Origin of the sequence: Corynebacterium gallinarum (genome assembly GCF_014837045.1) — a bacterium.
GTDB classification, from domain to species: domain Bacteria; phylum Actinomycetota; class Actinomycetes; order Mycobacteriales; family Mycobacteriaceae; genus Corynebacterium; species Corynebacterium gallinarum.
In genome coordinates, this window is record NZ_JACSPR010000001.1 from 22033 (window position 1) to 43159 (window position 21127).

Sequence of the window (21127 nt, forward strand, 5' to 3'; positions counted from 1 at the left end):
GACCAATATCACCCATGCCGGATCTCGCACCCTATGAACAGGGGTCACAGATGCCCCGATGGCCATTCGTGGTCATCGGGTTGTGCTGTCTGGTGTTGGTCATCTGGCTGAAGCTGCCGGGACTGGTGCTGGCCGGTCTCATCATCGCCCTGGTCTACAGCATCCGGCAGATGCGGACCCACTCCCCGGAGATCTCCTCTCTGATCACCTCCATCCAGCTGTCCGCTGATGAGATCAGGGATGTGCAGGAGGAATGGGAGACCTTCCTCAACGACCCTGCAACGGATGCCCTGGCGGACCGCACCCTGCACAGGCCGGCACTGGCCGATCCCGATTGCGCCGACCCGGATATCCAGCGGTTCCACTTCACCCTCAACAGTGCCCGCAGATTCATCCGTCGGCTCGAGGCCCGCCTGCAGGGTGAATTGACGGTTCCGCAGCTGGAGGGCATCCTGCAGGTCACCGACGCCCGTGCGCTGGACCTGCGGGAAACCTGGCTCGCCGCCCGGCGCGCCGCTCACCACATCGGGCCGAACTACGGCCCCGACGGGGACATCGAGAGCTGACCCCGCCGACGACGGACGGACCGCGGACACAGCACCATCAGATCCGCACCGTGCCCGTGGCCACGATCCGGCTCGGGCCGGTCAGGGTGGAGGTGTCCCCCAGGATCTCCACCTCCACAGCACCACCGGGTACCCGCACCGTCACCGTGCCCTCAGCGTGCCCGGCATCAGCGAGGGCGGCGCGGGTGGCGGCGACGGTTCCGGTGCCACAGGAACGGGTCTCCCCCACCCCGCGTTCCCAGACACGCATGTGGATGGTGGCACCATCGGGCCCAGCGGCCAGTTCCGTCACCAGCTCGACGTTGACGCCGTGCGGGAAGAAGGAGGTATCGAACACGGGTGCCTGCAACGCCATGATCTCCAGAGCCGCGGGGGTCAGGCCCGGCACCACGCAGGCCAGGTGCGGGTTGCCCAGGTCCACGCCCATGCCGGCGAAGGACCGGTCCCCGATCATGCAGGTGGAGATCCCGGTGATCTCAGCCGGTCCCATGTCCACACGCACCACTGCGTCATCGCGGTCGGCGGAGACAACCGTCACCGGCCGTGCCCCGGCGCGGGTCCCGATGGTGAAATCCGGTATGTCCACCAGCTGGTGTGCGGCCAGCCAGTGGGCGAACACCCGCACCCCGTTGCCGCACATCTCTGCCAGGGAGCCATCCGCGTTGCGGTAGTCCATGAACCACCACGCAGGGTCCACGCCGGGTATCTCCACGCCGAGTTTGCCGGCCCGCACGACGCGCAGCACCCCATCGGCCCCCAGCCCGGCGCGGCGGTCGCACAGTCGCGTGACCTCATCGGCAGTCAGGTCAATCGAGCCATCCGGGTCGTGGATGATGATGAAGTCATTCTCGGTGGCGTGTCCCTTGGCGAAGGCGATCTCTTTTTTCACCCGGATCAGTCTAGACCCGCGCCCGCTACTTGTCAGAGACCGAGGATCTCCCATGCCTGTGCGGTGGTGTCCCCGGCCGCGTCGATCCACCGGATGCGGTGATCACGGTTGAACCAGGCGCGCTGCCTGCGCACATAGCGACGGGTACCGGTGATGGTGCGCTCCATGGCCTCATCCACGGTCAACTCCCCGGCCAGGGCGTCGAGGACCTGGGCGTAACCGATGGCCCGCCCTGCGGTGGACTCGGCAATCAGGCCATGATCCTTGACCAGGCCCTCCACCTCCTCGATGAAACCGTGTTCGAACATCAGGTGTGTGCGCAGTTCGATGCGGGGGTTGAGCCAGTCGGCGGTGGTCCGTAACCCCAGGATGGTGGTCCCCCAGCGCGGGGGTGCGTCCTTCGGGGGCTGGCTGGCCTTGAAAGGCTGACCGGTCAGTTCGATCACCTCCAGTGCGCGGACGGTGCGCCGGGGATCGTTGTCCTCGATGATCGCCGCGGCCTCGGGGTCCAGGGCACGCAGCTCCTCGTGCAGACGCGCCACCCCGACCTCCGCCAGGCATGCCTCCCACCGGGCCCGCACCTCCGGGTCGGTCGGGGGGAACTGCCAGTCGTCGACAAGCGACTGGACGTACAGCATTGATCCGCCGACCAGGATCGGTGTTTTCCCGCGGGAGAGGATCTCCTCCACGTCGGCGACGGCTTCCTGCTGATAGCGGGCCACCGAGGCGGTTTCCGTGACGTCAAGGACATCGAGCTGGTGGTGCGGGATGCCCTGCCGCTCCTCCACGGTGAGTTTCGCGGTGCCGATGTCCATGCCCCGGTAGAGCTGCATGGAGTCGACGTTGACCACCTCACCGTCGAGGCGCTGCGCCAGCTCGATGCCGAGCGCTGATTTCCCGGAGGCGGTGGGACCGACGACCGCAATCGGTGTGATCATCCGGCAACCGTCCAGACCGCCACGTACCTGCCCACGCCGTGGGAGGTGTCGGCCGCGATGAGTTCGGCGGTCTCCACCCGGCCGGCAAGGTCGGCCAGCTCCAGCCACAGTTGCGGCTCGCGTACGGCGGCGTCGACAAGCTCCTGTTCCGTCCTGGCCTCACACTGGCCGCCCAGCAGCGCGCGGCACCACCCGTCCACCTCGGCAGCACCTTCGACGAGGGAGGAGGGGGCGCGCTGGGTCAGGCCGGTGGAACCGTCCACCGCCACGACGGTGAGGGCATCGGTGCTTATCGACGCCAGGTTGTCACGTACCCCACGTACCCGGTCCGCGTACCGTCCCAGGGCGTACCGCTGCACCAGCTCGGGGAGGTGATTCCCCCCACCCAGCTGCACCTGTGGTGCACCCCAGGCCCGGAAGCTGCCAGTGTGGCCGGTGTACCACTCCGGCGCACGGGAACCCACCAGGTCCACCGGGGTGTCGGTGGTGCCCAGATGATCGTCGAAGAGGTCGCGCACCTGCCCCAGGAGGTGGGCACCCGCGGTATCCAGCGGCGCGAGTTCGCTGACCAGGGCAGGACTTCCCGACATGATGATGAGCGTGGTTTTCACGGCTTCCACCCTATCCTGCTGACTCCCGCACCACGGACATGCCTGGCGGGTGGGCGGGAGAATCAGCATTAAGGTGGTGTTTTGGTGGATAGCCCACCCTATCTACCTGACACCCCTGGGTGTGCGCGGTATGTTTGTAGAACGTAATTCGATTTTCGGCAGCCGTGTCGCGCGGCTACGACGATGCAAGTGATTAAGGACCGTCCATGACTGAGAACCAGACCTCCAGCTCCACCACCGCTCCGAAGCCGGGTCCACGCCCGGGACCCCGTCCCGGACCGCGCCCCGGTGCTCAGGCGGCCAAGGGTGCCACCCCTGGTGCTGTGGTCACACCCGCACCGGTGACCCGGGTCAGCGACCCCTCCCGGTTCGGTCGTGTGGAGGACGACGGTTCCGCCTACGTGATCACCTCCGCCGGCGAACGCCTCATCGGTTCCTGGCAGGCCGGCACCCCGGAGGAGGGACTCGTCCACTACGCGACCCGCTTCGATGACCTGGCCACCGAGGTGGAGCTTCTGGAGCAGCGTCTGGTCTCCCACCCCGATGATGCCAACGCCATCCGCGCCAAGGCCGAGGAGCTGCGTGCCTCCCTGTCCACCGTGGCCGCCATCGGTGACCTGGACGCCCTGGAAACCCGTCTGACCACCATCGTTGAATCCTCCGAGGAGGCCAACGAGCGCGCCCGGGAGGAGAAGGCGAAGCGCCGCGAGGAGGCCATCACCCGCAAGGAGGCCCTGGCCACCGAGGCCGAGGACATCGCGGAGAACGCCACCGACTGGAAGGTCGCCGGCGACCGCATCCGCACCATCCTGGATGAGTGGAAGACCATCCACGGCATTGAACGCAAAACCGATGATGAGCTGTGGAAGCGTTACTCCCGCGCCCGTGACGCCTTCAACCGCCGGCGTGGTGCCCACTTCGCCGACCTGGACCGTGGCCGGGCCACCGCCCGCAAGCTCAAGGAGGCCCTCGTCGAACGCGCCGAGGCCCTGAAGGAATCCACCGACTGGAATGACACCGCCCGTTCCTTCCGTGACCTGATGCAGGAGTGGAAGGCCGCAGGCCGTGCACCACGCGAGGTCGATGACAAGCTGTGGGCCGCCTTCAAGGGGGCGCAGGACTACTTCTTCGACAAGCGCAATGCGGTGGCGAAGGAACGCGACCAGGAATTCGAGGCCAACGCCGAGGCCAAGAACGCCCTGCTGGCCGAGTACGATGCCCAGATCGATCCCGCCAAGAACCTCGACGGCGCCCGCGCGAAGCTGCGTGAACTGCAGGAGAAGTGGGAGGAGATCGGATTCGTGCCACGCGGTCAGGTCCGGGAGTTCGAGGATAAGATCGGTGCTCTGGAAAAGCGTGTCTCCCAGGCCGAGGAGACCCAGTGGCGTCGCACCGACCCCGAGGCCCAGGCACGTGCCGACCAGTTCACCGCCAAGGCCGAGGAGTTCAACGCCCAGGCCGACGCCGCCGAGGCCAAGGGCAACACCAAGAAGGCCGAGAAGCTGCGTGCGCAGGCACAGCAGTGGGCCGAGTGGGCCAAGACCGCCCATGAGGCAGTGGACAAGCTCTAAGGTCCACACGGGTGCAGATTATCCGGATCGCGGACCCGGTTGCTGGCGAGGAGCCCGGCGACCAGGTCCGTTCCTTTGTGTTCATGTCCAACCTGGCCGCCCAGGAGGCCTCCGGGGACCGGGATGTGTCCGTGTCCGTCGAGCGGATCATCACCGATCTCGCCGGGTCCCCCGAGCTGGCATCCATCCTGTTTGTGGCCACCCGGGATCAACCGGTGGAACTGACCGCCACGGTCCCGCCTGGCCTGGGCGATGATGAGCCCTGGGTGGAGGCCGAGGGCTGGGTGAAGATCAACCTCCCCCTCATCGACGACCGGGATTCCGCCGCCATCGAGATCGTGCTCGACGCCGGCCACCAACCCCTGCCGGGCCAGGCGCTGACCCCCGAAGCCACCACGCTTGTCGACGCCCTCCTCACCCACGCCGGGACCACCGCGGGTGCCGCACCGTGGTCACGCCGCATCCTGCACACCGCCCACATGCACCCGCCCACACCCACCACCGGGTGCGACTACTGCGCGGTGCTGGACCGTGCCGGGTACCGCCGCGCCCACGAGGAGATCCAGCAGGTGCTCGATCTGGATGAGCTCCCCACCGGGCGGACGAGCCTGGAAAGCAGTGGATTCCACGTCCACCGGATCACCGGCACCTCCTTCCCCGAGGGGCTCATCGCGGGCATCGTCGAACTCCAGGACATCGCCGCCACGGATGTCCCCCACGGCAGCCTCACCACCGATCCCGCACGCTGGTCACCACGTCGATTGGCGGAGCAGTCGGAACGGATCAACAAGACGGGCGCGCAGCTGGTCACCGTGATCATCACCGACGCGGACGGCGTGGTGGCCTTCAGCACCATCTCACTGCCACCCGGCGCGAACCCGGAGGCGGCGGAGCAGGGGCTGACCATCGTCCATTCCCGCGCCCGGGGTCAACGCCTGGGTCACACCGTGAAACTGGCCTGCCTGGACCTGCTGCGCGACACCCATCCCCGGGTGGGTCGGGTGGCAACGTCAAACGCGGTTGACAACCAGGCAATGCTGGCCATCAACCGCGCTCTCGGCGCACGGGAGGTCTCCCGGACCACGCTGTGGGAAAAGGTGCTCTAGGACGGATCCCCGGTGTCGTTGTCCTTCTCTTCGGTGGTCTCCTGCTCACCGGACGCCGCGGCACGACGGCGGTTGACGCGGGCGCGGCGGTCGTCGACAAGCAGGGGGTTGTTCTCGGGGTTGTTCTGCTGCTGACGCAACAGCTCACCCTGGGCGGCGGACACTGCATCGAGATCGCCGGCCTCCGCACGCATCTGCGCGATGTCGCGCTGGCGGTCACTGCGGGCGAGGATGATGCTGGACAGACCCCACACCGCGGCACCGGCTGCCACCGTGCTCACGATCATGCCGATGTGCACGATAGTCTCATCCGTGCCCGTGGAGGTCTGGCGCATCCACGCCGCGAACACGGAATACACCAGGGTCACACAGGAGAAGATCCAGGCCACCCAGGCCATCCAGGTGCGCCTGAGCGTCAGGGTTCCCAGCGTGAACAGGAACACACCGATGGCGCCCAGGATGTAGAAGACGTACTCGGCGAGTCGGATGCCGGCATCGGAGGCGGTGTCGGTGAGGAACAGCACCTGCCAGCCTGCCACCCCGCGGATGTGTGGCAGTACGAGGCCGATGACATACAGGACCACCGCCGCGATGAGGAAGCCCTTCTTGTCGCCCAGTTCCAGGGTTTTCGCCGCATCCTTTTCCAGCGCCGCCAGTTCCCGACCGCTCAGCTTCTGTTCACTCACTTGACTGTTCATCTCCTTGTTGGGTTCAGTAACCAATCGTAGCCGGTCGGGACGGTGTTTCCCGAAGTGGCCGACGGGCAGATGGGTGGGGACTTCACGACGTGTGGGTCAGCAGCCGCAGGCGTTCTCCTGGGTTGCGGGGGCCGGGGCCGGCGCACCGATCCGGGGCAGTCCGAGACCGACACCGATCGGCGCGGTGGTGGGCACCTGCCCGATGGCCGAGTTGTCGCCCGCCCGGGTGCGGCGGTGGGTGAGCACACCGGCATCGGCGATGAGGAAGAACGGCTTGGCCTCGGTGACCTCAACCGTCACGGCATCACCCGGGCGGATCTCTCCGTCGATGGCACCGGCAGGTGCGAAGTGGACGAGACGGCCATCCCGGGCACGGCCCGACATGCGCTTGGTGGTGTCGTTCTTCCGGCCACCGCCGGCCTGGACGAGCAGCTCCACCGTCTGACCGATGAACGTCTGGTTCTCCTCCTCGCAGATGCGTTCCTGGAGGACCATGAGACGCTCATAGCGTTCCTGAACGACCTCCTTGGGCACCTGGTTGTCATAGTCCGCCGCCGGGGTTCCAGGCCTGGGACTGTACTGGAAGGTGTAGGCGGAGGTGAAGCGCGCCTTCTCGACGACATCCAGGGTCGCCTGGAAATCCTCCTCCGTCTCCCCCGGGAAACCAACGATGATATCGGTGGTGATCGACGCGTGCGGGATCTTCGCCCGGACCTCATCCAGGATGGCGAGGAACTTCGCCGACCGGTAGGAGCGACGCATCTCCTTGAGCACCCGGTCCGACCCGGACTGCAGCGGCATGTGCAGCTGCGGGCAGATATTCGGGGTCTCCGCCATCGCGTCGATGACATCGGAGGTGAATTCAGCCGGGTGCGGGCTGGTGAAACGGACACGCTCCAGGCCCTCGATGTCACCGCAGGCGCGCAGGAGCTTGGAGAAGGCCGAACGGTCACGCTCAAGTTCGGGGTCGACGAAGTTCACGCCGTAGGCGTTGACGTTCTGACCGAGCAGGGTCACCTCGGAGACACCCTGATCGACCAGGGCCTGCACCTCGGCCAGGATGTCCCCCGGCCGGCGGTCCTGCTCCTTACCGCGCAGGCTGGGCACGATGCAGAATGTGCAGGTGTTGTTGCAGCCCACCGAGACCGACACCCATCCGGCGTAGGCGGATTCACGTTTGGCCGGGAGGACGGAGGGGAACTGCTCGAGCGCATCGACGATCTCCACCTCGGCCTTCTGGTTATGTTCGGCGCGGTTGAGCAGGGTCGGCAGCGAGGCGATGTTGTGGGTACCGAAGACCACATCCACCCACGGGGCCTTCTTCACCACGGTGTCCTTATCCTTCTGCGCGAGGCAGCCCCCCACGGCGATCTGCATGCCGGGGTGGTTCTCCTTCACCGCGCGCAGGTTACCCAGCGTGCCGTAGAGACGCTGATCGGCGTTCTCACGCACCGCGCAGGTGTTGAAGACGATGAGATCCGGGGTGTCACTCTCCCCCACCGCGGTGTAACCGGCCTCCTCGAGCAGACCGGAGAGGCGCTCGGAGTCGTGGACGTTCATCTGGCAGCCGAAGGTACGCACCTCATAGGTGCGGGCAGTGGTGCCATCCCGGTTCTCCCCAGCCGGGTTCTGACCGGCCGGAAGGGGCACGGCGGTGTTGTCCGGGTGGGCTGGATGGGTGTTCATCTGCTGGATATCAATCTGCTGCGTCACGGAAGGTAATTGTATCGGCCGTGGGCACCCTGACATAAACGGATCATCCGGGGTACGAGCAGTCGCTGTGGGTGGGGCGGTTCGGGAGTGCAGCCTCGTGGTGACGACCTAGCAGAGTGTGGAGTCCCACTTCACACTTCTTTACCTATTGAGCTATTGATAAAATCCGGGCGGAAATGGAAATCACCCCCACAAATCACCCCAACTGACCAGCGGAAAAGGGTGAAAATCCAGGGAAATGCATTTCAATCTGGACTCAATCACAGAATATACCCCACATGACCCAACATTGTTTTATGCTGTCCCTATGACGCAGACCACAAATCATCCGATGATCAAGATGACGGGAGTGCAGAAGTTCTTCGATGACTTCCAGGCCCTGACCGATATCGATCTTGAGGTCCCGGCGGGACAGGTCGTTGTTGTACTGGGCCCGTCCGGTTCCGGAAAGTCGACTCTGTGCCGCACCATCAACCGCCTCGAAACCATCGAGGAGGGCACCATCGAGATCGACGGGAAGCTGCTTCCGGAGGAGGGCGGCGAACTGGCCAAGATCCGCGCCGACGTGGGCATGGTGTTCCAGTCCTTCAACCTCTTCCCCCACCTCACCATCAAGGACAACGTCACCCTCGGGCCGATGAAGGTCCGGAAGATGAAGAAGTCCCAGGCCAATGAGGTGGCCATGAAGCTGTTGGAACGCGTCGGCATCGCCAACCAGGCCGAGAAATACCCGGCGCAGCTCTCGGGTGGGCAGCAGCAGCGCGTGGCCATCGCCCGCGCGCTGGCGATGAACCCCAAGATCATGCTTTTCGACGAACCGACCTCCGCCCTCGACCCCGAGATGGTCAACGAGGTCCTGGACGTCATGGCGAGTCTGGCCAAGGAAGGCATGACCATGGTGTGCGTCACCCACGAGATGGGTTTCGCACGCAGGGCCGCGGATCGTGTTCTATTCATGTCCGACGGCGCCATCGTGGAGGACTCCGACCCGGAATCCTTCTTCACCAATCCGCAAACCGACCGGGCGAAGGATTTCCTGGGCAAGATTCTCGCCCACTGACCTCCCCGTACACTCTCCCCCTCCCCCGCTGGCCAAGATCAGCGAATAAGACCAACAGGAGCATCCATGTCGTACAAACGCATGTTCACTCGTCTCGCCGCAACCACCAGCGCAGCTGTCCTCGCCGGCGTCACCCTCACCGCCTGTGGTGATTCCGAGGGCGGTGACGGCCTGCTCGCCGCCATCGAGTCCGGCAATGTCACCATCGGCACCAAGTACGACCAGCCGGGCCTGGGGCTGCGCAACCCGGACAACTCCATGAGCGGACTGGATGTTGACGTCGCGCAGTATGTGGCCAACTCCATCGCCGATGACAATGGCTGGGACCACCCCACCGTGGAATGGCGTGAGACCCCCTCCGCCCAGCGCGAGACCCTCATCCAGAACGGTGAGGTGGATATGATCGCGGCGACCTACTCCATCAACCCGGGCCGCTCGGAGTCGGTGAACTTCGGCGGACCATACCTGCTCACCCACCAGGCCCTCCTGGTGCGCGAGGACGACGACCGCATCCAGACCCTCGAAGACCTCGACGACGGCCTGATCCTGTGCTCGGTCACCGGATCCACCCCCGCCCAGAAGGTCAAGGATGTCCTCCCCAGCGTGCAGCTGCAGGAATATGACACCTACTCCTCCTGTGTGGAGGCACTGAGCCAGGGCAACGTCGATGCCATGACCACCGACGCCACCATCCTCTTCGGCTACTCCCAGCAGCGCGAGGGTGAATTCCGCGTCGTGGAGATGGAGCAGGACGGCGAACCGTTCACCAACGAGTACTACGGCATCGGTATCACCAAGGACGACACCGAAGCCACCGATGCGATCAACGCCGCACTGGAGCGCATGTACGCCGACGGTTCCTTCCAGCGTTTCCTCACCGAGAACCTCGGCGAGGACTCCCAGGTTGTCCAGGAGGGCACCCCGGGTGACCTCTCCTTCCTGGAGGAGTGACCTGACGGGGCCGAACGCCCGATGACCATGCGTGGCCCCCGCATCCCGGGTGCCACGCATCATCACTTCCACCACTGATCCCCTACCGAGGAGAACTTCCCCATGAGTACATTATGGGCGGATCTGGGTCCGTCACTACTACCCGCGTTCTGGGTGACGATCCAACTCACCGTCTATTCCGCCATCGGATCCATGATCCTCGGTACCATCCTCACCGCCATGAGGGTGTCCCCGGTGAAGATCCTGCGCACCATGTCCACCGCCTACATCAACACGGTCCGCAACACCCCGCTGACCCTGGTGATCCTGTTCTGTTCCTTCGGCCTGTACCAGAACCTCGGTCTCACCCTCGCCGGTCGCGACAGTTCGACCTTCCTCGCCGATAACAACTTCCGGCTCGCGGTGCTCGGATTCATCCTCTACACATCCTCCTTCGTGGCGGAATCACTCCGGTCGGGCATCAACACCGTCCACTTCGGTCAGGCTGAGGCCGCCCGGTCCCTCGGGCTCGGATTCAGCGACATTTTCCGGTCCATCATCTTCCCCCAGGCACTGCGTGCCGCCATCGTCCCGCTGGGCAACACCCTCATCGCACTGACGAAGAACACCACGATCGCATCCGTGATCGGTGTGGGTGAGGCATCCCTGTTGATGAAGTCCACGATCGAAAACCATGCCAATATGCTGTTCGTCGTGTTCGCGATCTTCGCCGCCGGCTTCATGGTCCTCACCCTCCCCATGGGCCTGGGGCTTGGAAAACTCGCTGAGAAAATGGCGGTGAAGAAATAATGTCCTCCTCCGTACGCGCAACAGTCCTCTACGATGCCCCCGGTCCCCGGGGACGCAGACTCAACACCATCATCACCGTCGTCACCACCCTGGTGGCCCTGGCCGTGCTCTTCTGGGTGGGCAGTGTTCTCCAGGAAAACGGACAGCTGGATGGCGATAAATGGACCCCGTTCATCGATCCCCAGACGTGGACGACCTACCTCCTCCCCGGCCTGTGGGGAACGCTGAAGGCGGCGGTCGCCTCCATCCTGCTCGCGCTGGTCATGGGCACCCTGCTCGGATTGGGCCGCATCTCTGAAATCCGGCTCCTGCGCTGGTTCTGCGCGATCATCATCGAGACCTTCCGTGCCATCCCCGTGCTGATCCTCATGATTTTCGCCTACCAGCTGTTCGCCCGCTATCAGCTCGTCCCCTCACGTCAGCTGGCCTTCGCCGCGGTGGTCTTCGGTCTCACCATGTACAACGGCTCCGTCATCGCGGAGATCCTGCGATCCGGTATCGCCTCCCTGCCCAGGGGGCAGAAGGAAGCGGCCATCGCCCTGGGTTTGTCAACCCGCCAGACCACCTGGTCGATCCTGCTCCCGCAGGCCGTGGCCGCCATGCTGCCCGCCCTGATCGCCCAGATGGTCATCGCCCTGAAGGACTCCGCCCTCGGTTACCAGATCGGTTACATCGAAGTGGTCCGCTCCGGTATCCAGTCCGCGTCCGTCAACCGCAACTACCTGGCTGCCCTCGCCGTGGTCGCGATCATCATGATCCTGATCAACTTCGCACTGACCGCCCTGGCAGAGCGTATCCAGCGCCAGCTGCGTGCCGGACGTGCCCGCAGGAACATCATCGCCAAGGTGCCGGAGGAACCCGATCAGGGTCTGGACACCAAGGATAATGTGAACGTGGACTGGCACGATCCCGATTACAAGGAAGTCAAGCACCCCGGTCCGTCATTCTGACCGATAACGGTGCAGGTGCCTGCACAAGACAGAGACCGGTTGTCACCCAGATATATCTGGGTGACAACCGGTCTTTGTGGTGTCTCACCTGAGTTTGAGGTCCTCTATGCGTTCATCGAGGGCCTCCCGGGCCAGGTCCATGGATATCCCCGCCGGGAATCCACGACGGGCCAGAGCCCCGACCACGCGGCGCAACGCCTTGTCATAGTCGGTGCGGTCCGCGGGGATCCGTGTTTCACTTCGTGCCTTCTTCACGGCGACGGCACGGGCGGTGGCCCGTTCATCATCGGCGTCGATCTGCTCAAGTGCACGGGCCCGGATACCTGCGTCCACGCCCTTATCCCGGAGTTCCCGATCCAACACACGGGAGGACTTGCCGCGGCGCTGGGCCCGTTGGCGGACCCATTCCTGCGCGAAGGCCTCATCATCGATGAGGTTGGCCCGGGTGAGATCACCGAGAACCTCATCGATGACCTCAGGGTCGAGCTCGAGAGCAAGGAGTCGCTCCCTCAACTCGGAGCGCGAACGGGCGCGTTGGTCGAGGAGCAGCAGGGCGCGTCGGCGGACTTCAGCCTTCTTCTCCTCCGCTTCCCGGTCGAAGAGGGTACTGGGCGCGCCCTCCTCCTGGCGTCTGCTGAACTCCTCCAGTGCGGTGCGGAGCTTGTCCAGTTTCGCGGCCTGGCTCTCCTCAGGATTGGGTGTGATCGGATCAGTCATGGGTAATGGGTGTACTCCGGTGGTGCCCACCTCCCCCATGCCTGGGAGAGGTGGTGAAGGTCATCTGCCTAGTTCTCGGTGGAGGACTCGGTGAGGGTCCCGGCCGGTGCAGTGGAGGCCTCGAAGTTGTCATCCTCATCGTCATCGTCGAAATCGACGTTCGGGATGAGTTCAACCGGGTCATCGGTGAGTTCATCGGCGGTCTGCGCGAACTGCCCGACCCCGAGTTTGCGGAAGATCTTCTCCTCGATCTCATCGGCGAGCTCCGGGGTCTCCTTGAGGAACAGGCGTGCCTTCTCCTTACCCTGACCCAGCTGATCACCCTCATAGGTGAACCACGATCCGGACTTCTTCACGATGCCATGGTCAACCGCCAGGTCGATGATGGAGGATTCCCGGGATATACCCTCACCGTAGATGATGTCGAACTCGGCGATCTTGAACGGTGGGGACACCTTGTTCTTGACGATCTTGGCACGGGTGCGGTTGCCGATCGCATCCTGACCGTCCTTGAGGGTCTGGATGCGGCGGACATCAATACGGATGGAGGCGTAGAACTTCAGCGCCTTACCGCCCGTGGTGGTCTCCGGGGAACCGAACATCACGCCGATCTTCTCACGGAGCTGGTTGATGAAGATCGCGGTGGTGCCGGAGTTGTACAGGGCGCCGGTCATCTTGCGCAGGGCCTGGGACATCAGGCGGGCCTGCAGACCGACGTGGCTGTCACCCATCTCACCCTCGATCTCCGCCTTGGGGGTCAGGGCCGCCACGGAGTCGATGACGATGACATCGATGGCACCGGATCGCACGAGCATATCGGCGATTTCCAGTGCCTGCTCACCGGTGTCCGGCTGGGATACCAGCAGCGCGTCGGTGTCTACACCGAGTTTGCGGGCGTAATCCGGATCCAGTGCGTGCTCCGCATCGATGAAGGCGGCGATACCGCCGGCTTTCTGCGCCTGCGCGATGGCGTGCAGCGCCACGGTGGTCTTACCGGAGGATTCCGGACCATAGACCTCGACGACGCGGCCACGGGGGAAACCTCCGATGCCCAGGGCGATATCCAGTGCGGTGTTGCCGGAGGAGATCACCTGGATCGGCGGACGGTTTTCATCGCCCAGGCGCATGACAGCGCCCTTTCCGAAATCCTTCTCAATGAGGGCAAGCGCCGCGTCCAGCGCCTTCTGGCGGTCATCACCCTTGGAAGCTGCCTTGGTGGTTTTCTTCGTAGCCATTGTCGTGTCCTGTCCGTTGAGGTCTTGAAGGGGGGTGGAATCCCACCGCCGATGTTGTGGAGGAGGGATATTGAGGGGATCCATTGTAGTTAGACCCCGCAAACCGGGATTAGGGTCCCTATCCGCACCAAGTTTGTCTGTCTGTGGAGGAAGTCTAAGACATGCCCCGGAACCGAATAATTATGTTCCACACCTTACACGCACAACTGTTCGAAATCGAATTGTTGAACATGGGCCGAAAGCACTCAGGAACGGGGGTCATCCCGGCCCAGGCGGCGGTCCTCCGGGACATCAAAATCGGTGCAGAGTTGAAGCCACACATCCCTGAGATCCACACCGGATTCGACAGCCTCATCAGCTGTCATCCCCAAGGTGGCGAGGGTGTGGGAGTGGGCGATCCACTCCCCCCTGGCTTCACCGAATTCATCCTCGATCAACTGCCGGAACTCCGATAAACGCATGGGGTTGATCCTACAGGCACCGGATACACCCCCGGTCTGACGCGGTTCGAAACCGTCCGCTTGCATGTTGAACACTGTTCAGTTGTATACTTCGTCCATGCATACCGATACTTCCCCGACCTCGGCCCGGCCCGAGCAGTCCAATCGTGCTTCCAGCAGGAACCGTCTCCAGGATCTTGCTCTCATTGCGGTTTTCGCGGCTTTGATCATTGTGCTGGCGTTCGTTCAGATCCCTGTGGGCACCGCAGGCGTGCCTCTCGTTCTGCAGAACGCCGCCGTGGTACTGGGGGGGTTGGTGCTCGGTGCCCGACGCGGTTTCCTCGCTGTTCTGCTCTTCCTGGGTCTCGGCATGATCGGGTTGCCGGTCCTCGCCGGTGGGCGTACGACGATCGCGGCGCTGGCTGGAATCACAGTCGGCTATATCGTGGGATATCTCATCTCGGCCTTCATCGCCGGCCTCATCGCTGAGCGCGCCCCACGGAAGCGCGGCGCGGGGATGTTCGCGGTGCTCGGTCTTGCCGCCCTGGCGGGCCTGGCCACGCAGTATCTGTCGGGGATCGTCGGCATGGTGCTGCGCGGTGGGCTCAGCTTCACCGAGGCCACCATCGCGCAGGTACCCTTCATCCTCCCGGACCTGGGCAAGTTCGCTCTCATGGTGGTCATCGCCGCGGGAGTCCACGCAGCCATCCCGGACCTGCGACGTCGCGGACGCTAACCCGTTCTCACGCCGCAGCACCCTGTGAAATCCCGAAACCAGCCCTGAGAAGAAGAGGGGTTGGTTTCTTTTCCGTTTATACCCGCTGCCCAGGGCGGATACCCCGGGCAGACCCTGACCCATAGAATTGATAATCATGCCCGAGATCATCTTCGACTCCGCGGCGGTGTCCTATGAGGGCACGCCAGTACTGGAACCACTGTCTCTCACCCTGCGCGAACAGCGTATCGGTGTCATCGGCGCCAATGGAGGTGGTAAATCCACCCTCATCAGAATGATCAACGGGTTGGGCGAGCCGAGCTCCGGACGTGTCCTGGTCGATGGTCTCGACGTGGCCGCCAACGGTCGCCAGGTCCGGAAGAAAGTGGGTTTTGTCTTCTCCGATGCCGAAAACCAGATCGTGATGCCCACGGTCAGGGAGGACATCGCCTTTTCGCTGCGTCGTCACAAGATACCCCGGGCGGAGAAACAACGCCGGGTCGAGGAGATGATGGACCGCTTCCATCTCACGGCCCATGCCGACCAGTCGCCGCACACCTTGTCCGGCGGGCAGAAACAGCTCCTGGCGCTGGCGGCTGTTCTCATCATCGAACCGGAGGTGGTCATCGCCGATGAACCCACCACCCTGTTGGATCTACGCAACCGCATGCTGATCCGGGAGGTGTTCCGGACCCTTCCACAGCAGTTGATCGTGGTCAGTCATGATCTCGACTTCCTCTCCGACTTCAACCGGGTGATCTGCATTGACAATCACCGCATCGCCGCCGACGGAGACCCCTCCGATGTGATCCCCCACTATGTCAATCTGATGATGGAGTCGGTCTGAGATGCGTTCCATTCCACTCGGTGTCTACGTCAACACCGATTCCCCGGTCCACAGGCTGCCCGCCATCTGGAAATTTCCCCTGTTGCTGATCTTCATCATCGCAGGCCCCCTGGTGGCACGGACACCCCTGACTGCGATCGGCCTGATCGTCATCGTCCTCATCACCTATGTCATTGCGCGGATCCCTGCGCGCACCGCATGGAACCAGTGGTGGCCGGTCCTGCCGGTGCTGCTTGTCCTGGGTGTTTTCCAGTGGTGGCAGCGTGGTCTTGACCTGGCCGTCACCACGGTGGCGGTGATCCTCTCCGCGGTCATGGCGGCGATGCTGCTCACCCTCACCACTAGGCTGGAGGCACTGATGGAGGCGGTGGAGAAGATGCTGCAGCCCTGGGCGCGTTTCGGTCTCCCGGTGGAGTCCATCACCCTCGCGATCTCCCTGACGATCCGTCTCATCCCCCTCCAGCTCGCCACCGTCACCGAGGTACTGGATGCCCGCAAGGCCCGCGGTGCAGGGTTCTCGGTGGTGGCTTTCGGCACCCCGGTGTTGATCCGGTCCATCCGCCGGGCACGCAATATTGGTGATGCCCTCCTCGCCCGCGGGGCGGGAGACTAAAACGGGGCGGGGAGTATCACCCGTCGTAAAGCATCGTGCCCCCCGGGGCCACGCAACCGCCCCCGGCGCCCTCTGGGTTCGGCGGGCGCCGGGGCCATGTGTTCAGTGCTTTAAGCCTCGCCGCGCAGTTCGCGCATGCGCTGGGCTACAGCGTCATCGGTGGCATTGGAGGGAGCGTTCCCGGATTCAATGGAACCCTGCTGCTGTCCACCGGTGAGCTGACCGCCACCGGCCATCTCGGCGCGGATCTGCTCGAGGCGGGAGTGACCGGCGAGCTGAACGCCAGCCTGCTCCACCTCGGCCATACGGCCTTCGACGGAGTTCTGGGCGAGTTCCGCCTGGCCCAGGGCGTTGGCGTAACGACGCTCGATCTTCTCCCGGACCTGATCCAGGTTCGGGGTGCTGCCGGAGGCGGTCAGGGAGTTCATCGACTTCAGCGACTCCGAGACCTTCTCCTGCATCTTGGCCTGCTCCAGCTGGCTGAGCAGCTTGGTGCGCTCGGACACCTTCTGCTGCAGGGCCATGGAGTTACGCTCAACAGCCTTCTTGGCCTGTTCAGCCTGCTGCAGGGCCTGGTCGTGCAGCTGCTTGGTGTCCTCGACGCTCTGCTCAGCGGTGACCAGCTGTGCGGCGAAGGCTTCCGCGGCATTTTCATACTCGGTGGCCTTCTGCACATCACCCTCGGCGCGGGCCTTGTCAGCCAGCTGAAGGGCCTGACGGGTGTTGCTCTGCAGCTTCTCGATCTCAGCGAGTCGACGGTTGAGCTGCATCTCCAGCTGACGCTGATTACCGATCACCGCCGCCGCCTGCTGCGACAGCTCCTGGTGCTGACGCTGGGCATCTTCAATGGCCTGCTGGATCTGTACCTTCGGGTCCGCGTTCTCCTCAATCTTGGAGTCGAACAGAGCCATCAGGTACTTCCATGCCTTTGTAAATGGGTTAGCCATGATGAAGTCGAGCCTTCCTAAATCTCTTTAACAGATATTATCGCTGTCTACATTTCTAGCATGCGGCACCGGGCCCGACAGCTGTCCTATGTATACGTTGTCACCATAGTAGCTGTCTGGACTCCCTGATGCGGGGGTCAAGGTGGCACTGCCCCCGGGGTTATTCCCGCAGGGGGCAAGTCAGATCCTAGACGCGCGCCAGGTCTTCCCGGGCTGCCTGCAGTGCCATGGAACCGGCGGCCTCGATCAGGACATCGGCGACGCTTGCACCCAGCGCGTGACAGACGGAGGCGAGCAGCTCGGAGGAGACTTCCTTCCGGCCACGCTCAAGTTCTGAGAGATATCCCGGCGAGACACGGGATGCCTCCGCCAGTTCACGCAGGGTGATTCCCTGATCCGCACGGAAGGAACGAAGGGCTGCGCCGAGGGCCTCACGAAGTAGCGGTTCCGGTGCGGTCCGCTTGGTTGCCTCGGTAAGTGGTTTATCGAGAAGGGCTGTGTAAGTAACCATCACTAGGTTTAACTCTCTTTCCCTCAAATTTGTTCCCAGTTTACCTTGGATCCTGAGTCCTCAGGGCTCAATAGTGCCGGTGAGACGCTCAATCAGAATCTCAAAACACCGTTGAACTGCAGATTCGCGGATTTCCTGTCGCCCCTCCAGCGGCGACCGCCGGACGAGTTCAGCCAAGCGTACCTGCTCCTGCGAAGTGAACGCCGCGATGGATTCACTACGTCCCGCTGGGCCAGCCAGACCGATCCACACCTCACCGACGGGACGGCCGTCCTGACTGTCCGGGCCGGCGACCCCGGTCAGCGAAAGTGCCCAGTCCGACGAACAACGCTGCCGGGCACCGGTGGCCATGGCCGTCGCACACTCGGGTGAGACCACCCCGTGCTTGTCGACGAGCTCCCGCGGCACCCCAGCCAACTCGATCTTCAGTTCCGTGGCGTAGGTGACCAGACCTCCCCGCAGGACCTTCGAGGCCCCCGGCACACCCGCGAACGTGGCGGCGGCCAGTCCGGCGGTAAGGGATTCACAGAAGGACAGTGTCTGACCGGCATCGATGAGCAACTCCAGGAGCAACCGGGCCGGGGGCATCGGGGTGGCTGATGTGGCCGACATTCGCTAGCTGGAGGACTTCCGGGAATCCACGATGTACTGGATTCCGGTGAACACCGTGACCGCCACCGCGGCGTACATGACGATCTGGCTCGGAATGTCCATCCATCCCGGCAGGGGCGCGAGGTAGAGCGCAACGGCCAGGGTCTGCAGGGCGGTCTTCATCTTGCCACCCTTGCTGGCTGGCACCACGGTGCCCTGACGCAGCTGGAAGAAACGCCAAATGGTGATCCCGAATTCCCTGATCACAATGAGGGCAGTGGCCCACCACGGAAGAATGCCGATGATGTTGAAGCAGATAAAGGCCGTGGTCATCAGAGCCTTGTCTGCAATGGGGTCCGCGATCTTACCGAAGTCGGTGACCAGTCCCCTGGCACGTGCGATATCCCCATCAAGCTTGTCGGTGATCATCAGCAAGATAAAGACCACGAGAGCCCACCAGGCGTGGGCGTTGTTCTCCGCCTGCCCCTCCAGCGTCAGCCAGGCGAACAGCGGAATCACGAGGATGCGCAGACTGGTCAGGAAATTGGGCAGATTCCAGTTTGATGGTTTCGGAGACACGCCGTCGGACACCGTGGCATCCGACCGGCCTTCTGGTGCGCCCATTGCGCCTGCTGAAACATCACTCACGGTTGTCTACCCTACCCTTCGTCGCAGTTTCGACAATCTCAGGCCACCCGAGGGTGGGCTGGCGGACGGTTGCCTACAATCGTTACCCATGACCTACTTCGCAGTAACCTACACCTACAACCCGGATAGCGAGGAGATCGTCAACCTGCGTCCGGTGCACCGTGAATTCATCGGCTCCCTGAAAGACAAGGGCCAAATCGTTGGATCCGGCCCCTTCACCGACGGTGAGGGTGGCGCACTGATCGTCATCGAATTAGAGGATGGCTCCACCCTCGCCGATGCCGAACAGATCATGAATCAGGATCCCTTCCACACCGGGGGTGTCCTGGACGGTCGCTCCATCCGCCAGTGGAACCCCGTCATCAGCACCTTCGGCGGATAGCAACCCCGCCTCACTCATCAGCCGGGAATCATCAAAAAGGGCGGCTGCTCCCCATGATGGGAAGCAGCCGCCCTTTGTCATACTGTGTCACACCCTGTTACCAGGAGTGAGGAACTGAAAAGCCTAGGTCCTGTCGTTCTGGTCCCCGGAGAGATCAACGCGGGTGGAGGTACCGGTGGGGGTCTCCCCATCCGCTGGGGTGCCTGCGGTATGTGCGGAATCGGCGGTGCCTGTGGCTCCGTTGCCGTTACCGTTCTCGCCGGTGGGCCAGGTGTCACCGAGGTACTTGGCGGTGTTCCACTTCGGTGGCACACCACCCATGTTCTCGTCGCGCTTGTTCTTGATGATGGAGGCGATAACGGTGATCACCAGGACACCCAGGATGAACACCAGGGAGAAGGTGGTCTCCACCTCAGGCACTGCGACGTTCTCACCGCCGTTGATGAACGGCAGGTTGTTCTCGTGGAGGGCGTGCAGGCCCAGCTTGACGCCGATGAAGGCCAGGATGAGTCCCAGACCGTAGGGCAGGTAGACCAGGCGGTCGAGCAGTCCGTCGAGCAGGAAGTACATCTGTCGCAGGCCCAGCAGCGCGAAGGCGTTGGTGGTGAAGACGATGTACGGCTCGGTGGTAATACCGTAGATCGCCGGGATCGAATCGAGGGCGAACATCAAGTCGACCATGCCGATGGAGATGATCGCCACGAACAGCGGGGTCAGACTGAGTTTGCCACCGACACGGTGGGTCAGCTTGTCACCGTGGTACCCGGAGGTGACCGGAATGACCTTGCGCAGCAACTTGATGATGAACATGTCGTTCGGGTCGGTATCCGGGGTCTCCCGGATCTCGTCCCACAGAAGCTTCACCGCGGTGTAGATCAACCAGATGGAGAAGATGTAGAAGACATCGGACCAGGCCTCGATGACTGCGGCACCCAGGAGGATGAACACCAGACGGAAGACCAACGCCATGGCGATACCGATGAGCAGCACCTTCTGCTGGTACTTCCTCGGGATCTTGAAGGAGCTCATGATCAGCGCGAAGATGAACAGGTTATCCACGCTGAGCGCCTTCTCGGTGACATAACCGGTGAAGAACTCAATGCCGTGCTGGTGCGGGTTGCCCGGCTCACCCCAGGTGAACCAGAGGAACACACCGAACACACACGCGAGGGCCACGTAGAACAGGCTCCACCACGCTGATTCCTTCATGGTTGGTTCATGCGGGGTGCGCACGTGGGAGTAGAAGTCGAAGATGAAGAAGCCTAGGATCACCGCGCCGGTGATCAACCACACTGTCAGATTTACTTCCATAGAAAAAGAACCTCCGGTTCTTGGTTGAGGTTTAAGAACCGGAGGTCTCCCCCACCCGCGTTTCCGGTGGGCCGGCATGACCGGGAACCATCCATCCGGCCACTACAGGTGAACCAGATGTTGATTGCCGTGTTGACGATCAATGCCGTGAACGGGGTACTCCCCTCCATTACGAAAGGAAACTATAACCTAATCCTTCCCTAACCGCCAGCCTCGACGCTGGCAAAACGCTAGCAACATACTTCTGGTTATCTCCGTTTCAAATAACGATGGGGCTGAGAACCACATATTACTGTGGTTTTCAGCCCCATTTCATTCCGGTTGTGCC

Annotated in this window: 24 protein-coding genes; 11 read left to right on the forward strand and 13 right to left on the reverse strand. The window is 63.2% G+C overall.

Annotated features, from left to right (window positions below):
• Positions 1-14 precede the first annotated feature (14 nt).
• Positions 15-566, forward strand: a complete 552-nt coding sequence (locus H9627_RS00090; protein ID WP_191732002.1) for a hypothetical protein — start codon at positions 15-17, stop codon at positions 564-566.
• Positions 567-603: 37 nt separating this feature from the next.
• Here the strand turns inward: H9627_RS00090 and dapF are convergent, their stop codons facing one another.
• The 3 genes from dapF to H9627_RS00105 are packed head-to-tail and all read right to left on the reverse strand — an operon-like array spanning position 604 to position 3013.
• The gene (dapF, locus tag H9627_RS00095) at positions 604-1455 is read right to left on the reverse strand and encodes a diaminopimelate epimerase (protein ID WP_191732003.1); all 852 of its coding nucleotides are present in this window, start codon (positions 1453-1455) and stop codon (positions 604-606) included.
• Between the two features lie 32 nt (positions 1456-1487).
• Entirely contained in the window at positions 1488-2393 is a 906-nt protein-coding gene (gene miaA, locus H9627_RS00100; RefSeq protein ID WP_191732004.1) for a tRNA (adenosine(37)-N6)-dimethylallyltransferase MiaA, read from the reverse strand.
• On the reverse strand, positions 2390-3013 hold the full coding sequence (locus H9627_RS00105) for a hypothetical protein (protein ID WP_191732005.1): 624 nt from the start codon (positions 3011-3013) through the stop codon (positions 2390-2392). Before H9627_RS00105 ends, miaA begins: the two co-directional genes overlap by 4 nt.
• A gap of 197 nt (positions 3014-3210) precedes the next feature.
• Here H9627_RS00105 and H9627_RS00110 point away from each other — a divergent pair, with 197 nt between their 5' ends.
• Positions 3211-4575, forward strand: coding sequence for a DUF349 domain-containing protein (locus H9627_RS00110; RefSeq protein WP_191732006.1), 1365 nt, complete (start codon positions 3211-3213; stop codon positions 4573-4575).
• Between the two features lie 11 nt (positions 4576-4586).
• Positions 4587-5681, forward strand: a complete 1095-nt coding sequence (locus H9627_RS00115; protein ID WP_191732007.1) for a GNAT family protein — start codon at positions 4587-4589, stop codon at positions 5679-5681.
• On the opposite strand, the gene H9627_RS00120 is transcribed toward H9627_RS00115, so the two are convergent.
• Positions 5678-6379: an Rv2732c family membrane protein gene (locus H9627_RS00120; RefSeq protein ID WP_191732008.1), complete on the reverse strand. Its 702-nt coding sequence runs from the start codon at positions 6377-6379 to the stop codon at positions 5678-5680. The two genes, H9627_RS00115 and H9627_RS00120, sit on opposite strands and share 4 nt — an antisense overlap.
• A 96-nt stretch (positions 6380-6475) precedes the next feature.
• On the reverse strand, positions 6476-8092 hold the full coding sequence (gene miaB, locus H9627_RS00125; protein WP_191732009.1) for a tRNA (N6-isopentenyl adenosine(37)-C2)-methylthiotransferase MiaB: 1617 nt from the start codon (positions 8090-8092) through the stop codon (positions 6476-6478).
• A 331-nt stretch (positions 8093-8423) separates the two neighbouring features.
• Here miaB and gluA point away from each other — a divergent pair, with 331 nt between their 5' ends.
• From gluA to H9627_RS00145, 4 genes are all read left to right on the forward strand, one after another.
• The gene (gene gluA / locus H9627_RS00130) at positions 8424-9152 is read left to right on the forward strand and encodes a glutamate ABC transporter ATP-binding protein GluA (protein ID WP_191732434.1); all 729 of its coding nucleotides are present in this window, start codon (positions 8424-8426) and stop codon (positions 9150-9152) included.
• Between the two features lie 66 nt (positions 9153-9218).
• The gene (gene gluB, locus H9627_RS00135; RefSeq protein ID WP_191732010.1) at positions 9219-10103 is read left to right on the forward strand and encodes a glutamate ABC transporter substrate-binding protein GluB; all 885 of its coding nucleotides are present in this window, start codon (positions 9219-9221) and stop codon (positions 10101-10103) included.
• Between the two features lie 102 nt (positions 10104-10205).
• Entirely contained in the window at positions 10206-10892 is a 687-nt protein-coding gene (gluC, locus tag H9627_RS00140; protein WP_191732011.1) for a glutamate ABC transporter permease GluC, read from the forward strand.
• On the forward strand, positions 10892-11842 hold the full coding sequence (locus H9627_RS00145) for an amino acid ABC transporter permease (protein ID WP_191732012.1): 951 nt from the start codon (positions 10892-10894) through the stop codon (positions 11840-11842). The genes gluC and H9627_RS00145 overlap by 1 nt, the downstream gene beginning before the upstream one ends.
• An 84-nt stretch (positions 11843-11926) precedes the next feature.
• On the opposite strand, the gene recX is transcribed toward H9627_RS00145, so the two are convergent.
• The 3 genes from recX to H9627_RS00160 all read right to left on the reverse strand — a co-directional run bounded on the left by recX (position 11927) and on the right by H9627_RS00160 (position 14255).
• Positions 11927-12559 carry a recombination regulator RecX gene (gene recX / locus H9627_RS00150; protein ID WP_191732013.1) on the reverse strand — a complete coding sequence of 211 codons (633 nt, stop codon included), beginning with the start codon at positions 12557-12559 and terminating at the stop codon, positions 11927-11929.
• 68 nt (positions 12560-12627) lie between these two features.
• Positions 12628-13794: a recombinase RecA gene (recA, locus tag H9627_RS00155; RefSeq protein WP_191732014.1), complete on the reverse strand. Its 1167-nt coding sequence runs from the start codon at positions 13792-13794 to the stop codon at positions 12628-12630.
• Between the two features lie 245 nt (positions 13795-14039).
• The gene (locus tag H9627_RS00160; protein ID WP_191732015.1) at positions 14040-14255 is read right to left on the reverse strand and encodes a DUF3046 domain-containing protein; all 216 of its coding nucleotides are present in this window, start codon (positions 14253-14255) and stop codon (positions 14040-14042) included.
• Between the two features lie 97 nt (positions 14256-14352).
• Here H9627_RS00160 and H9627_RS00165 point away from each other — a divergent pair, with 97 nt between their 5' ends.
• The 3 genes from H9627_RS00165 to H9627_RS00175 all read left to right on the forward strand — a co-directional run bounded on the left by H9627_RS00165 (position 14353) and on the right by H9627_RS00175 (position 16409).
• Entirely contained in the window at positions 14353-14970 is a 618-nt protein-coding gene (locus tag H9627_RS00165; RefSeq protein ID WP_191732016.1) for a biotin transporter BioY, read from the forward strand.
• A 136-nt stretch (positions 14971-15106) separates the two neighbouring features.
• Positions 15107-15796, forward strand: a complete 690-nt coding sequence (locus H9627_RS00170) for an energy-coupling factor ABC transporter ATP-binding protein (RefSeq protein WP_191732017.1) — start codon at positions 15107-15109, stop codon at positions 15794-15796.
• Between the two features lies 1 nt (position 15797).
• Complete coding sequence (locus H9627_RS00175; RefSeq protein ID WP_191732018.1) at positions 15798-16409, forward strand: energy-coupling factor transporter transmembrane component T family protein; 612 nt, start codon at positions 15798-15800, stop codon at positions 16407-16409.
• 110 nt (positions 16410-16519) lie between these two features.
• Here H9627_RS00175 and H9627_RS00180 read toward each other — a convergent pair whose 3' ends face one another.
• The 4 genes from H9627_RS00180 to pgsA all read right to left on the reverse strand — a co-directional run bounded on the left by H9627_RS00180 (position 16520) and on the right by pgsA (position 19106).
• The gene (locus H9627_RS00180; protein ID WP_191732019.1) at positions 16520-17356 is read right to left on the reverse strand and encodes a PspA/IM30 family protein; all 837 of its coding nucleotides are present in this window, start codon (positions 17354-17356) and stop codon (positions 16520-16522) included.
• Between the two features lie 187 nt (positions 17357-17543).
• Positions 17544-17867, reverse strand: a complete 324-nt coding sequence (locus tag H9627_RS00185) for a helix-turn-helix domain-containing protein (protein WP_191732020.1) — start codon at positions 17865-17867, stop codon at positions 17544-17546.
• A 60-nt stretch (positions 17868-17927) separates the two neighbouring features.
• Complete coding sequence (locus tag H9627_RS00190) at positions 17928-18479, reverse strand: CinA family protein (protein ID WP_191732021.1); 552 nt, start codon at positions 18477-18479, stop codon at positions 17928-17930.
• A gap of 3 nt (positions 18480-18482) precedes the next feature.
• Positions 18483-19106, reverse strand: a complete 624-nt coding sequence (gene pgsA / locus H9627_RS00195; protein WP_404826180.1) for a CDP-diacylglycerol--glycerol-3-phosphate 3-phosphatidyltransferase — start codon at positions 19104-19106, stop codon at positions 18483-18485.
• An 88-nt stretch (positions 19107-19194) separates the two neighbouring features.
• On the opposite strand from pgsA, the gene H9627_RS00200 reads away from it, so the two are divergent.
• Positions 19195-19488, forward strand: a complete 294-nt coding sequence (locus tag H9627_RS00200; protein ID WP_191732022.1) for a YciI family protein — start codon at positions 19195-19197, stop codon at positions 19486-19488.
• A 123-nt stretch (positions 19489-19611) separates the two neighbouring features.
• On the opposite strand, the gene H9627_RS00205 is transcribed toward H9627_RS00200, so the two are convergent.
• On the reverse strand, positions 19612-20799 hold the full coding sequence (locus H9627_RS00205; protein WP_191732023.1) for a TerC family protein: 1188 nt from the start codon (positions 20797-20799) through the stop codon (positions 19612-19614).
• Positions 20800-21127 lie beyond the last annotated feature (328 nt).

Coding starts and splice junctions, on each gene's coding strand:
- H9627_RS00090 (WP_191732002.1), top strand. CDS start 15: ATGCCGGATCTCGCACCCTATGAACAGGGGTCACAGATGCCCCGATGG.
- miaA (WP_191732004.1), bottom strand. CDS start 2,393: ATGATCACACCGATTGCGGTCGTCGGTCCCACCGCCTCCGGGAAATCA.
- H9627_RS00110 (WP_191732006.1), top strand. CDS start 3,211: ATGACTGAGAACCAGACCTCCAGCTCCACCACCGCTCCGAAGCCGGGT.
- H9627_RS00120 (WP_191732008.1), bottom strand. CDS start 6,379: ATGAACAGTCAAGTGAGTGAACAGAAGCTGAGCGGTCGGGAACTGGCG.
- gluA (WP_191732434.1), top strand. CDS start 8,424: ATGATCAAGATGACGGGAGTGCAGAAGTTCTTCGATGACTTCCAGGCC.
- gluB (WP_191732010.1), top strand. CDS start 9,219: ATGTCGTACAAACGCATGTTCACTCGTCTCGCCGCAACCACCAGCGCA.
- gluC (WP_191732011.1), top strand. CDS start 10,206: ATGAGTACATTATGGGCGGATCTGGGTCCGTCACTACTACCCGCGTTC.
- H9627_RS00145 (WP_191732012.1), top strand. CDS start 10,892: ATGTCCTCCTCCGTACGCGCAACAGTCCTCTACGATGCCCCCGGTCCC.
- recX (WP_191732013.1), bottom strand. CDS start 12,559: ATGACTGATCCGATCACACCCAATCCTGAGGAGAGCCAGGCCGCGAAA.
- recA (WP_191732014.1), bottom strand. CDS start 13,794: ATGGCTACGAAGAAAACCACCAAGGCAGCTTCCAAGGGTGATGACCGC.
- H9627_RS00160 (WP_191732015.1), bottom strand. CDS start 14,255: ATGCGTTTATCGGAGTTCCGGCAGTTGATCGAGGATGAATTCGGTGAA.
- H9627_RS00165 (WP_191732016.1), top strand. CDS start 14,353: ATGCATACCGATACTTCCCCGACCTCGGCCCGGCCCGAGCAGTCCAAT.
- H9627_RS00170 (WP_191732017.1), top strand. CDS start 15,107: ATGCCCGAGATCATCTTCGACTCCGCGGCGGTGTCCTATGAGGGCACG.
- H9627_RS00175 (WP_191732018.1), top strand. CDS start 15,798: ATGCGTTCCATTCCACTCGGTGTCTACGTCAACACCGATTCCCCGGTC.
- H9627_RS00180 (WP_191732019.1), bottom strand. CDS start 17,356: ATGGCTAACCCATTTACAAAGGCATGGAAGTACCTGATGGCTCTGTTC.
- H9627_RS00185 (WP_191732020.1), bottom strand. CDS start 17,867: ATGGTTACTTACACAGCCCTTCTCGATAAACCACTTACCGAGGCAACC.
- H9627_RS00190 (WP_191732021.1), bottom strand. CDS start 18,479: ATGTCGGCCACATCAGCCACCCCGATGCCCCCGGCCCGGTTGCTCCTG.
- H9627_RS00200 (WP_191732022.1), top strand. CDS start 19,195: ATGACCTACTTCGCAGTAACCTACACCTACAACCCGGATAGCGAGGAG.
- H9627_RS00205 (WP_191732023.1), bottom strand. CDS start 20,799: ATGGAAGTAAATCTGACAGTGTGGTTGATCACCGGCGCGGTGATCCTA.